We start from the raw sequence: 12,442 nt of genomic DNA, 5'->3' as shown, positions 1-12,442 counted from the left end.
GAAGGGTCCCCGCCGGCAGCTGTTCCCGCCCCACCTCTTCTGCTCTTATCTTGCGCCAAATACCTCTCGGGGGGTGAATTGGCGTAGCCAAGAGGGGGGCAGACAGCCCCCCCTCCGACCTCACCGCCCGGTGTGCCGCCGGACCTCACGCGAACACTCCGTGCAGGAACCAGTCCGGCGTGCGGCCGCGGCCATCGCCTTCCAGCCCGTGGCGATAGATCCAGTAGCGCCGGCCGGACTGGTCCTCGATCCGGTAGTAGTCGCGCAGCCGCGTCGTCGGGCGGTCCGCCCACCATTCGGGGGCGATCCGTTCCGGCCCGTCGAATCGCAGGATCCGGTGCGGCACGCGGCGCCAGACGAACTGGGCGGGCGGCCCCTCGGGCACGGCGTAGAGGACGCGTACCTCCTCGGGCGGCTCGATCAGGCGCCACGGGCGCGGGAGGCGCGCCGGACGGGAGGGACGGGCAGCGACGAGGGCAAGGGCCGGACGCCCGCCCGGCGGGGTCGGCGGGCGCGGTGCCGCGGGGGTCTGGGGGGCCGGGCGGCGCGCCCGGGGCGGGGCGGGGCGGGGCGCGCGCCCCATCGCGCTGGCCCATCCCTCCGCCCGCTCGGGCACGTGCCGCTCGCGCGGGGCGGGGCGCAGCACGTTGCCCGGGCCGAACCGCCCGGCCAGGCGGTCGACGAGGCGAGCCAGCGCCTCGCCGCTCCCGGCCGCGCCGTCGAGGCGGGGGGCGCGGGCGTCCAGCCGCTCCGCCACCTCGGCATGGAGCGTGAGCAGGTCGAAGCCGAAGCCGGGATCGATCCGCTCGAGCCGGCCGTCGAACAGCCGCACGATATGGGCGGGGTCGCGCGTGGCCGCGCTGGTGGCGACGCCGAGCGCGCTCACCTCTCCGTCCGTCCGGTAGACCGTCAGCACGGCGCGGCGCAGGCCGAACCCTTCCGCCGCGAGCGCGGCGGCGAGTTCCTCCGCCAGGGCGGGGAGATGCGCGGTGGGATCCTGCACCGGTTCGGCCAGCCGCGCCTGCACGGCGAAGCGGGGCGGCTCGTCCGGGGCATCGAGCGGCTCGGCCAGGCGGCCGGTCGCCTGGTCGAGGCGCAGCAGCGGGTTGCGCGGCGCCTCGGCGCGCGAGAACCGGCGGGCGAGCGACAGCCGCGGCACCGCAGCGAGGTCGCCGATCGTCTTGAGCCCCAGCCGCTGCAGGACCTGCACCGTATCCCCGTCGATCCGCAGGGCGCGCACCGGCAGCGGGGCCAGCCGGGCGGGCAGGTCCCCGGGCCGGGCGATCCCGCGCAGATCGCCGAACCGCGCGAGGGCCCAGGCCGCGCCGCGGGTGGGGGCGATGGCCAGCTCCGCCTCCAGTCCCAGCGTGCCGAGCGCGCCCTCGATCTCGGCCAGCATCGCCGGCTCGCCCCCCCAGAGATGGTCCGAACCGGTCGTGTCGAGCACCAGTCCCGCGCCGCCGCGCGCGGTCAGCCCGTCGCTCGCGCTCCAAGGGCAGAAGCGGCGCATCCACAGGACCAGCCGCGCCAGCGCGGCCGCGTCGCCGGCGGTGTCGGCGAAGGCGATCTGCAGGTCCGGGATCAGCGCGCGCGCATCGACCACGCGCCCGCCCGCGGCGGCGCCGGCCGCCTCGGCCGCGCGGGTCGTGGCGTGGATCACCGGCCCGTGCGCGCCCTCCACCGCGAGGGCCATCGGCAGGTCCGGCGCCACCGCCTCGCCCGTGCGCGCACGGTGGCGCAGGTAGCGCGTCATCGAGAAGCGGGGCAGGTGGATCGACAGGATCCGCCGCGCCGCGGCCCGTGGCTCGGCCGGCTCCGCCGCCTGGCCGCCGGCGGAACTCCCGCCGGGTGCGAAAGCCGGCGCGCGCCCGGCCGGGCGGCGCATGGCGGTCGCCGGCCCGGGGGTGCGGGGCGGGGTCCCCACGGGAGAGAAGGCGTCCTCGTCGGCGCGGCCAGGGCCCGAGCCGGAGCCCGAACCGGCGCCGGGCGGCCCGGGATCGTCCCGTTCCGCCCGTTCCGCCGCGCGAAGGGCGGCGAAGGCCTGGGCGAGCAGGTCCGCATCCGCGTCGCGTCGGGGCGGCGCGGCGGGCAGGGTCAGCGGCACGACCCCTGCGGCGGAGCGACGCTCGGGGCGCGGGGGCGCTGCGATGGTGGAACGGGGCCGGTGGCGGGCGGGGGCGGAGAGGACCGGCAGCTTGTCCTCGTCCGTCATCGCAGGGGGCCTCCGGCCATTCCGGGGGAGGTGGGCCCCCCGGGGGGGCATCGATGCGGGTCCATGAATCGTGTCCTCCTGCCTGCCGGCGTCACTCCGTCGCCCGCGATCCCGGCTGCCGTGGTGCCGGGCCGCATGATCCTGGGGGTCATGATCGCGAGATTCCTTCCTGGCCCCGGGCCTGGCCCCGGGCCTGACCCCGGGCCTGACCCCGGGCCTGACCCCGGGCCCTCCGTCTCCGCGCGGGACGGGACGCGCGCCCCTTTCTTGCGGGGATCGCACATGCCGCGGCGGCTATCTGACGGGAGCGCGAGGCCGCGGACCGGCGCATGCCCCGGCATGCTCGTGCCGTCAGGGCCCCGCCGCGATGTCCGCCTCCGGGCCCCCGCCCGGGGCGGCCTCGCGGCCAGCCTCGATCCCGTGTTCCAGCACCAGTCCGCGCTCTTCCTCATGACGTGCCACCCAGGAGGCGGGGGCGCGGAAGCGCGAACGGAACAGCTCCGCCCGCCAGAGCGGCTGTCCCGGCGCGCGGGAATCGTCCGGATCGGGCAGCGAGGGCAGCGAGCCGACGCGCCATCGCTCGCGCGCGGCCGAGAGCGCCGGCGTCGCGGCGCGGCGCATCAGCCAGCAGGGCACGCCCTGCGCCTCGGCGCGCAGCGCCAGACGCTTGCTGGCGGTGAAGTCGAGCTGCGGCGGATCCCCCCAGACCTCGCCGATCGCCCCGACGAGCCCCGCGGCCCCCAGCCCCTGTTCCAGCGCCCAGAGCACGTCGACGGGGCGCGGGACGGTGACGTAGATCGGGTCGAACCCCTCCGGCAGGCCGGCCATGCAGGGCATTCCTGCCTCGCGCCGGGAGAGCCGGTCCTGCACCCAGAGCACCGGCCCGTCCAGGGGCAGCTGCGCCAGGACGAATCCCGTCGCCGCCCCGTCCGCGGCGCTGTCGGAAAAGACCTCTGACAGGGTGCCCATGGGCCTGTCGCCCTTCTGGCGCAGGCGGCTGGGCTGCCGCGGCGCGGGCAGGTCGGCAAGGGGCGAGGCGGGATCGGGCGGGGTGCACGACAAGGGATCCTCTGGGTCTGGATGTTCGCTTTATGTTCTCTCTCCGTTCTAGGGTGAGTCGCGCCGCCGGTCAAACCCGGATCGCATCCCGCCGCCCCTCCGGGCCCGGTTGCGCTCTGACCGCGCGGGGCGCATCCTCCGCGCGAGGAGGATCCGCCCATGACGCCCGACATCCCGACCCTCGCGCTCGACTGGCACCGCGCCGGACGCGGCGCCGCGCTCGCCACCGTGGTGGAGACCTGGGGCTCGGCCCCCCGTCCCGTGGGCAGCCAGCTGGCCATCGACGGGGAGGGGGCGATCGAGGGCTCGGTCTCGGGCGGCTGCGTCGAGGGCGCCGTGGTCGCCGAGGCGCTGGAGGCGCTGGAGGACGGGGCGCCGCGCCTGCTGACCTACGGGGTCAGCGACGACGACGCCTTCGCCGTGGGGCTGGCCTGCGGCGGCACGATCCGGGTGCTGGTGGAGCCGGTCGGCACCGCGATGCCCGAGGCGGTGCTGGCCGACCTGGTGGCGGCGCGGGCGGCGCGGCGGCCGGCGGCCTACGTCACGGACCTGGAGGGAGGGGCCCCCCGCCTCGCCGGGCCGGGGGATCACCCGGACCGCTTCCGCCTCGACCGGTCGGGCGTGGAGGAGGACGGGCGCACCTTCGTCGCGATCCACAATCCGCCGCTGCGCATGGCGATCGTCGGCGCGGTCCACATCGCCCAGGCTCTGGTGCCGATGGCGCGGATCGCGGGCTACGACGTGACCGTGATCGACCCGCGCCCCGCCTTCGGCTCGGCCGCGCGGATCCCGGACGCGCCGATCCTCGACGACTGGCCCGACGCGGCGCTGGAGAGCCACGGCCTCGACGCGCGGACCGCGCTGGTGACGCTGACCCACGACCCCAAGCTCGACGACCCGGCGATCCGCGCGGGGCTGGGATCGGAGGTGTTCTATCTCGGCTGTCTCGGCTCGACCCGAACCCATGCCAAGCGGGTGGAGCGGCTGCGCGAGGCGGGGTTCGACGCGGCGGCGATCGCGCGGATCCACGCGCCGGTCGGCCTCGACATCGGGGCGCGCTCCCCGGCCGAGATCGCGGTCTCGATCCTCGCCCAGATCACCGAGCGGCTGCGGCGGGGATGAGGCGCGCGCGATGAGATTCGGGCCGGTCCCCGTGGACGAGGCGGCGGGCGCGATCCTCGCCCACTCGACGCAGCTGCCCGGCGCGCGGCTCAGGAAGGGCCGCGTCCTGAGCGCGGAGGACGTGGCCGCGCTGGCCGGGGCCGGGCATGACAGCGTCACCGTCGCCCGTCCCGATCCCGGCGAGATCGGCGAGGACCCGGCCGCGGACCGGCTCGCCGCCGCGCTGCTGGCCCCGGGGCTGCGCGCCTCGCGGGCGGCGACGGGGCGCGCCAACCTCTACGCGCGCGGCAAGGGCGTGCTGCGGATCGACCGCGCGGCGGTCGACGCGCTGAACCGGGTCCACCCGATGATCACCCTCGCCACGGTGCCCGAATGGTACCGCGCCGATGCCGGCACGATGCTGGCGACGATCAAGATCATCTCCTACGCCGTGCCGGAGGAGGCGCTGGACCGCGCGGCGGCGGCGGGGCGGGGCGCCTTCGCCTTCCATCGCGTCGCGCGGCGCCGGGCCCGGCTGATCCAGACGGTGACGGGGGACAGGGCCGGCAAGTCGAAGGCGGTGCATGCCCGGCTCGCCGCGCTGGGGCTCGAGTCGCTGCCCGAGCGGTCGGTCCCGCACGAGACGGGGGCGCTGGCCCGGGCGCTGGCGGCGGAGGTGGAGGCCGACCTCGTCCTGATCCTCACCGGGTCGGCCACGTCCGACATCGACGACGTGGCCCCCGCCGCCCTCGTCGCCGCGGGGGGAAGGGTCGATCATTTCGGGATGCCGGTGGACCCGGGCAACCTGCTCTTCCTCGGCGCGCTCGGAGACCGGCCGGTGATCGGGCTGCCGGGCTGCGCGCGGTCACCCGCGCGCAACGGCGCGGACTGGGTGCTGGAGCGCGTGGCCTGCGGGGTCCCGGTGGACGGCGCCGACATCGCGGGGATGGGCGTCGGGGGCCTCCTGAAGGAGACGCCTGACCGGGGCCGACCGCGCGAGGGCTAGGGTCCGCCCCGCGCGACGCGATGCCGGGCCCCGCCGGGGCGGTCCGGCGGTCCCGCCTAGCGGCAGTAGATGTCGTAGAGGGTCTCGACGATGCGCTTGGCGCGCGGGTCGGCGAGGGCGTAGCGGATGGACTTGCCCTCGCGCCGGGGGGTGACGAAGCCGTCCTGCCGCAGACGGGCGAGCTGCTGCGACACCGCCGATTGCCGCGCGCCCAGCACTTCCTCGAGCTCGGAGACCGACTTCTCGCCGCCGGCGAGCTGGCACAGGATCGTCAGCCGCCCCTCATGGGCGAGCGCCTTGAGCATCGCCACCGCCTCCAGCGCCTGCGCACCCATCCTGTCGAGCGTTCCGGGATCCGAGAAATCGGGAGTATCGGTCAAGGGACCTGTCCTGTCGGGGGCTGCCGCCCGGTGGGCCGAACCCCCATCCTAGTCCCTGCGCCGATGACGGGCAACGGCCCGGGCCGAGCGGCATCCGCGCGCCGATGACGGGGCCGGCGGCGCGGATCGGACGCGGTCGCGGGCGGCCCGGCGGGCTGCGTGCAGGGCGGCGGGGGCTTGGCGGCCCGGGGCGCCGCCCCCCCTTTCCGCGTCAGGTCACGACGTCGGGCGCGACCCGGCCGGTCAGCTCGCGGATGCCGGCGACCGCATCCGCGGCGGCGATGACGGGGGCCAGCGCTTCCTGCGGATCCTGGTCGAGCCGGGCGGGATCGGTCTCCACCCGCTCGAGATAGACGCGCAGCGTCGCCCCTTCCGTCCCCGTGCCGGAGAGGCGGAAGACGGCGCGCCCGCCCCCCTCGAAGCCGATGCGGATGCCCTGACCCTCGGCCCGCGATCCGTCGACGGGATCGTCATAGGCGAACTCGTCCGCGCTTGTGACGACCAGCTCTCGGGCCGTGGAGCCGACGAGGCTGTCCAGCTTGCCGCGCAGGCCCGCCATCAGACCGTTCGCCGCCTCGGTCTCGACCGCCTCGTAATCGTGGCGGGAATAGTAGTTGCGGCCGTAGGTCCGCCAGTGATCGGCCATCAGCTCGGCCACGGACTTGCCGGTCGCGGCGAGGATGTTGAGCCAGAGCAGGACCGCCCAGAGCCCGTCCTTCTCGCGCAGGTGGTCCGATCCGGTGCCGAAGCTCTCCTCGCCGCAGAGCGTGACCTTGCCGGCATCGAGCAGGTTGCCGAAGAACTTCCAGCCCGTCGGCGTCTCATAGGCCGCCATGCCCAGCGCCTCTGCCACGCGGTCGACGGCCGCCGAGGTGGGCATCGACCGCGCGACCCCGGCAAGGCCCCTGGCATAGCCCGGCGCCTGCGTGGCATTGGCCGCCAGCACCGCGAGGCTGTCCGAGGGCGAGACGTAGACCCCCCTGCCGAGGATCATGTTGCGGTCGCCGTCCCCGTCCGAGGCGGCGCCGAAATCGGGGGCGTCCCTGCCCATCATCTCGTCGTAGAGCGTCTTCGCCCAGGTCGGGTTCGGGTCGGGATGGCCGCCGCCGAAATCGGGGCTCGGCGTGCCGTTCACCACCGTCCCCTCGGGCGCGCCGAGCCGCCCCTCGAGGATCGCCCGGGCATAGGGCCCGGTCACGGCGTGCATCGCGTCGAAGCGGATGGAATGGCCGTCCGCGATCCATCCCCGGATCGCGTCCATGTCGAAGAGACGCTCCATCAGGGCGGCGTAATCCACGACCGGATCGACGATCTCGACGGCCATGTCGCCGAGCGTGGTCTCGCCGATGGCGGAGAGGTCGATGTCCTGCGTCTCGGCGATCCGGTAGCGCACCATCGCCTGGCTGGCGACGAAGATGCGGTCGGTCACCGCCTCGGGCGCGGGGCCGCCATTGGGGGTGTTGTACTTGAGGCCGAAATCCTCGTCCTCGCCGCCGGGATTGTGGCTGGCCGAGAGGATCAGGCCGCCATCGGTGCCGCGCTGGCGGATCAGGTTCGACGCCGCGGGGGTGGAGAGGATGCCGTTCTGCCCGACCACGGCGCGCGCGGCGCCGTTCGCCGCCATCATCCGCAGGATCACCTGGATCGCCCGGTCGTTGAAGTAGCGCCCGTCGCCGCCGACGACGAGCGTCTTGCCCTCGGCCCCGCCGATCGCGTCGAAGATCGCCTGGACGTAGTTCTCGAGATAATGGGCCTGCATGAAGACCTTCGTCTTCTTGCGCAGGCCGCTGGTGCCGGGCTTCTGGCCCGCGATCGGGCGGCTGTCGACGTAGGAATGTTCCACGGGGCTCCCTCCTCCTTTGTCTTGTTGCGGAGCCCGGAAAGCGCCCGGGCCGTCAGCGCATCATGTGGTCTCCTGCACGAGGACGACAACCGTGTCCGCAGCGACGCGCAGCCGCTGCGAGACGCGCTTCGGCTCGAACGATCCGCTGCCCGCGTCGAGCGTGCGGACCCACCGGCGGCCGCGCGCGGGGGCGGGCAGGGTGACGGTCAGGCCGGGCCCGGCATTGAGGACGAGGAAGACGGTGAATTCGCTGTTGGCGTATTCCGGCGTGCCCGAGGCGATGCGCATCTCGGCGCAGAGGTAACGGTGGGCGGGATCGTTCCAGTCCGCCTCGGCCATCGGGGTGCCGTCGTAGTTCCACCAGAAGAGGTCGGCCCGCCCGTCGATCCGCCGCGCGGTGGAGTGCAGGAAGCGGTACTGCCGCAGGATCGGATGGGCCCGGCGGAAGGAGATCATCCGGCGGCAGAAGAGCAGGAAGTCGCGGTCGGCATGGTCCCAGTCGACCCAGCCGACCGCGTTGTCCTGGCCGAAGGCGTTGTTGTTGCCTCCCTGCGAATTGCCGATCTCGTCCCCGGCGAGGATCATCGGCGTGCCCTGGCTGAGCAGGAGCGTCGCCATCAGGTTCCGCCGCCGCCGGGCGCGCGCCTCGATCACCGCGCGGTCGGTCGTCGGCCCCTCTACCCCCAGATTGTCGGAATGGTTGTCCGAATGGCCGTCGCGGTTCTCCTCTCCGTTCGCCTCGTTGTGCTTTTCCGCGTAGGAGACGAGGTCGGTCAGGGTGAAGCCGTCATGCGCGGTGAGGAAGTTCACCGACGAGGTCGCGGGCCGGTCGTCGTGGTCGAATTGCGGGGCCGAGCCGACGATGCGCGAGGACAGCTTGCGCATCAGCCCGTCATCGCCCCGCCAGTAGCGGCGCACCTGGTCGCGGAACTTGTCGTTCCATTCGCGGAACGGATAGGGGAAGGCGCCGAGCTGATAGCCGCCGGGGCCCACGTCCCAGGGCTCGGCGATGAGCTTCAGCTGGCTGAGGACGGGATCCTGCCGGATCGATTGCAGGAACGGCCCGTCCCGGTCGAACCCGCTCGCCCGCCGCGCCAGCGTGGTGGCGAGGTCGAAGCGGAAGCCGTCGACGCGGAACGTCTCGGCCCAGTAGCGCAGGCTGTCGAGCACCATGCGGACGACCATCGGGTGATCCATGTTGAGCGTGTTCCCTGTGCCGGTATCGTTGATGTAGTAGCGCGGGCTTTCGGCCAGGCGGTAATAGCTGGCATTGTCGAGACCGCGGAAGGACAGGGTCGGCCCCAGCTGGCTGCCCTCGGAGGTGTGGTTGTAGACCACGTCGAGGATCACCTCGATCCCCGCCGCGTGGAACCGGGCTACCATCTGCTGCATCTCGGCGATCTGGCCGTGATGCAGGTAGCGCGGGTCGGGGGCGAAGAACCCGTGGGTCATGTAGCCCCAGTAGTTCGTCAGCCCCTTCTCGATCAGCCAGCGGTCGTTGAGGAAGGCCTGCACGGGCAGCAGCTCGATCGCGGTGACGCCGAGCTTCGTCAGGTGGTCGAGCACCGGGTCCGACGCCATGGCGAGGAAGGTGCCGGGCGCGGTCACGTCGCCGCGCTGCATCGTCAGGCCCCGGACATGCGCCTCGTAGATCACCGTGTCCGACCATTTGCGCGAGGGCCGGCTATCGGCCCCCCACGAGAAGGCGGGATCCACCACGATGCATTTGGGCATGTAGCGGGCGCTGTCGCGGGTATCGAAGGTGAGGTCGGCATGCCGGCTGCCCGCCTCGTAGCCCATCAGCGCGTCATGCCAGTAGGGATGGCCGGTCAGCTGCTTGGCATAGGGGTCGAGCAGCAGCTTGTGATGGTTGAAGCGATGCCCCTCGTCCGGGCGGTAGGGGCCGTGGGCCCGGTAGCCGTAGCGCTGGCCCGGCCCGATGCCGGGCAGGTAGCCGTGCCAGATATGGCCGTTGCGCTCGGGCAGGTCGATCAGCAGGTATTCGTTGCCCGCCCTGTCGAACAGGCACAGCGACATGCGCGTCGCATGCTGCGAGAAGACGGCGAAGTTGGTGCCCTCGCCGTCGAAGGTCGCGCCGAGGGGGTTCGGGCGGCCGGCCCGGATCGCGATGTTTCCCGCCATGTCCCCGGATCAGTGCGAAAGGAGGTCCCGGTAGAGGGCCGCGTAGGCCCGGGCCGACTGCTGCCAGCCGACGGGATGTTTCATCGCGTTCTTTTGCAGAAGGGTAAACATCTGGCGGTCCGCAAAGAGGTCACAAAGCCGATCGAGGGCCGCTTCGAGCGGTTCGCGGGCAACAGGATGAAATTGCAGGCCCGTCGCCGCCCTGGCCGCCAGCCCGGCGGGAGAGGCGTTGACGATCGTGTCCGCCAGCCCGCCGGTCAGCGCCACGACAGGCACGGTCCCGTAGCGCAGGCCGTAGAGCTGCGTCAGGCCGCAGGGCTCGAACCGGGAGGGGACGAGGATCGCGTCGCCCCCGGCGATCAGCCGGTGCGACAGCGCCTCGTCGTAGCCGATCCGGACGGCGACATTCGCCTCCGACGCCGCCCGGTCCCGGAACGCCGATTCGAGCCCCGGATCGCCCGAGCCGAGCAGCGCGAGCTGCCCGCCGCGCCGCGTCAGGACCGGCAGCGCCTCCAGCAGCAGGTCGAGGCCCTTCTGCTCGGTCAGGCGGCTGACGACGACGCAGAGCGGTCCCTCCGCCTGCGGCAGGTCCATCTCGACGCGCAGCGCCGCCTTCGCCTTCGCCTTGCCCTTCGGCGTGTCGTAGGCGGCGATGGCGGGGTCGGTGGCCGGGTTCCAGACCGCCTCGTCGATGCCGTTCAGGATGCCCGTCAGGTCGCCGCGCCGCGCCCGCAGGAGGCCCTCGAACCCCATGCCGAACGCCCCGGTCATCAGTTCCGCCGCGTAGGTGGGCGAGACGGTCGTCAGCCGGTCCGACATGGCGAGCCCGGCCTTCAGGGCCGAGATCTGTCCCCAGAACTCGTAGCCCTCCGGGGTGAAGCCCTCCGGCCGCAGCCACATCGCCCCGGCCCTCTCGGGCGGCGCGTATCCGTGGAACGCGATGTTGTGGATCGTGAGCACGGTCCCGACGCGTCCCCGCAGGCCGCGCTGGTCGAGGAATTCGGGCACGAGGCCGCCCTGCCAGTCATGCGCATGGACGATGTCCGGCCGCCAGTCGCCCGCCTCGCCATCCGCGATCGCCGCGGCGGCGTAGCAGAGCGCGGCGAAGCGTTCGGGATTGTCCGCCCAGTCCCGCCCCTCGGGCGAGAGGTAGACGGACCCCCCGCGGTCGTAGAGATGCGGCGCGTCGAGCACGTAGAGCTCGACCCCCGCCACGCGGCCGCGCAGCAGCCGTCCGACCCCGCCCATCAGCGGATCGAAGGTCAGGACGATCCCGTCCTCCATCGCCGCCATGACCGCCGGGTAGCCGGGCAGCAGGACGCGCATCTCGACCCCCTCGGGCGCCAGCGCGGCGGGCAGGGCGCCCACCACGTCGGCGAGCCCGCCGGTCTTGACCAGCGGCGCGCATTCCGAGGCGACGGAGAGGACGCGCGTCAATGCGCGGCCTTCCAGGCGTCGATCATCGGCTGGGTGATGAGGGTCACGCCCTTGTCGGAGACGCGGAAGAACCTGGCATCCTCGGTCGCGTCCTCGCCCACGACGAGCCGCTCGGGGATGTGCACGCCGCTGTCGATCACCACGTTCCGCAGCCGCGCCCGCCGTCCCACGTTCACCCGCGGCAGGACGACCGCGTTCTCGAGCACGGCGTAGCTGTTGGTGTGGACGTTGGTGAAGAGCAGCGAGTTGCGCACCTCGGTCCCCGAGATGATGCAGCCGCCCGACACCATCGAGCTGATCGCGATGCCGCGACGGTCCTTCTCGTCGTGGATGAACTTCGCCGGCGGGACGCTTTCCGAATAGGTCCAGATCGGCCAGTCCTTGTCCCAGAGGTCGAGCTCGGGGGTGAAGTCGGTGAGGTCGATATTGGCCCGCCAGAAGGCGTCGACCGTGCCCACGTCCTTCCAGTAGGCCGGCGCGCCCCCGGCCCGGACGCAGGACCGGTCGAAGCGGTGGGCCATCGCCTTGCCGTTCTTGACGATGTCCGGGATCAGGTCGTTGCCGAAATCGTGGCTGGAGCTGTTATCCGCGGCGTCGTTCGTCAGCAATTCGCGCAAGTAGGGCCATGAGAAGACGTAGATCCCCATCGAGGCGAGGGCGACCTCGGGATCCTCGGGCGTGCCGGGCGGGTCGGCCGGCTTTTCGAGGAAGTCGGTGATCCGGTCCTGCGCGTCGACATGCATCACGCCGAAGGCGGTCGCCTCCATCCGGGGCACGGTGAGACAGCCGATGGTCACGTCGGCGCCGCTTTCCACATGCTCCTGGAGCATGATCTCGTAATCCATCTTGTAGATGTGGTCGCCCGCGAGGATCACGATGTAGTCGACGCCGTAGCTGTCCACGATGTCGATGTTCTGGGTCACGGCATCGGCGGTGCCGCGATACCAGTTGACGTCGTCCATCCGCTGCGATGCGGGCAGGATGTCGAGGAACTCGTTGCGCTCGGCCCGGAAGAAGCTCCAGCCGCGCTGGCAGTGACGAATCAGGCTGTGCGCCTTGTACTGGGTGGCGACGGCCATCTTGCGGATGCCGGAATTCATCGCGTTCGACAGGGCGAAGTCGATGATCCGGGCCTTGCCGCCGAAATAGACGGCCGGCTTCACCCGCCGGTCCGTCAGCTCCTTCAGCCGGGAGCCGCGGCCCCCCGCCAGCACGAACGCCATCGAGCGCTGGCCCAGTCTGCGGTTGTCCATCACGTCCTC

At 72.9% G+C, this 12,442-nt stretch carries 9 protein-coding genes; 2 read left to right on the top strand and 7 right to left on the bottom strand.

All coding sequences use genetic code 11. The annotated features are described in order from the left end of the window. Window positions 1-145: 145 nt before the first annotated feature. Together BUE30_RS03255 and BUE30_RS03250 are read right to left on the bottom strand one after the other, a co-directional pair. Entirely contained in the window at window positions 146-2,212 is a 2,067-nt protein-coding gene (locus BUE30_RS03255; RefSeq protein WP_244526257.1) for a Y-family DNA polymerase, read from the bottom strand. A 351-nt stretch (window positions 2,213-2,563) separates the two neighbouring features. Continuing rightward, entirely contained in the window at window positions 2,564-3,274 is a 711-nt protein-coding gene (locus BUE30_RS03250; protein ID WP_073326389.1) for an ImuA family protein, read from the bottom strand. Between the two features lie 156 nt (window positions 3,275-3,430). Here BUE30_RS03250 and BUE30_RS03245 point away from each other — a divergent pair, with 156 nt between their 5' ends. Continuing rightward, window positions 3,431-4,393: an XdhC family protein gene (locus BUE30_RS03245; protein ID WP_073326388.1), complete on the top strand. Its 963-nt coding sequence runs from the start codon at window positions 3,431-3,433 to the stop codon at window positions 4,391-4,393. 10 nt (window positions 4,394-4,403) lie between these two features. Continuing rightward, complete coding sequence (locus BUE30_RS03240; RefSeq protein WP_073326387.1) at window positions 4,404-5,378, top strand: molybdopterin-binding protein; 975 nt, start codon at window positions 4,404-4,406, stop codon at window positions 5,376-5,378. 56 nt (window positions 5,379-5,434) lie between these two features. On the opposite strand, the gene BUE30_RS03235 is transcribed toward BUE30_RS03240, so the two are convergent. The 5 genes from BUE30_RS03235 to glgC all read right to left on the bottom strand — a co-directional run bounded on the left by BUE30_RS03235 (window position 5,435) and on the right by glgC (window position 12,433). Further along, window positions 5,435-5,713 carry an ArsR/SmtB family transcription factor gene (locus tag BUE30_RS03235; protein WP_073326538.1) on the bottom strand — a complete coding sequence of 93 codons (279 nt, stop codon included), beginning with the start codon at window positions 5,711-5,713 and terminating at the stop codon, window positions 5,435-5,437. Window positions 5,714-5,969: 256 nt separating this feature from the next. Further along, window positions 5,970-7,601 (bottom strand): alpha-D-glucose phosphate-specific phosphoglucomutase, encoded by a 1,632-nt coding sequence (locus BUE30_RS03230; protein ID WP_073326386.1) that lies wholly within the window; start codon window positions 7,599-7,601, stop codon window positions 5,970-5,972. A 60-nt stretch (window positions 7,602-7,661) separates the two neighbouring features. After that, a complete protein-coding gene (gene glgX / locus BUE30_RS03225) occupies window positions 7,662-9,743 on the bottom strand; it encodes a glycogen debranching protein GlgX (protein ID WP_073326385.1) in 2,082 nt (693 codons plus the stop codon). Window positions 9,744-9,752: 9 nt separating this feature from the next. Then, on the bottom strand, window positions 9,753-11,180 hold the full coding sequence (gene glgA / locus BUE30_RS03220) for a glycogen synthase GlgA (protein WP_073326384.1): 1,428 nt from the start codon (window positions 11,178-11,180) through the stop codon (window positions 9,753-9,755). Next, window positions 11,177-12,433 carry a glucose-1-phosphate adenylyltransferase gene (gene glgC, locus BUE30_RS03215; protein WP_073326383.1) on the bottom strand — a complete coding sequence of 419 codons (1,257 nt, stop codon included), beginning with the start codon at window positions 12,431-12,433 and terminating at the stop codon, window positions 11,177-11,179. Before glgC ends, glgA begins: the two co-directional genes overlap by 4 nt. Window positions 12,434-12,442 lie beyond the last annotated feature (9 nt).

It is taken from the genome of Wenxinia saemankumensis, assembly GCF_900141735.1.
GTDB lineage: Bacteria > Pseudomonadota > Alphaproteobacteria > Rhodobacterales > Rhodobacteraceae > Wenxinia > Wenxinia saemankumensis.
The sequence above is the reverse complement of the archived record's forward strand: the minus strand, read 5'-3'. Positions and strand labels throughout refer to the sequence as shown.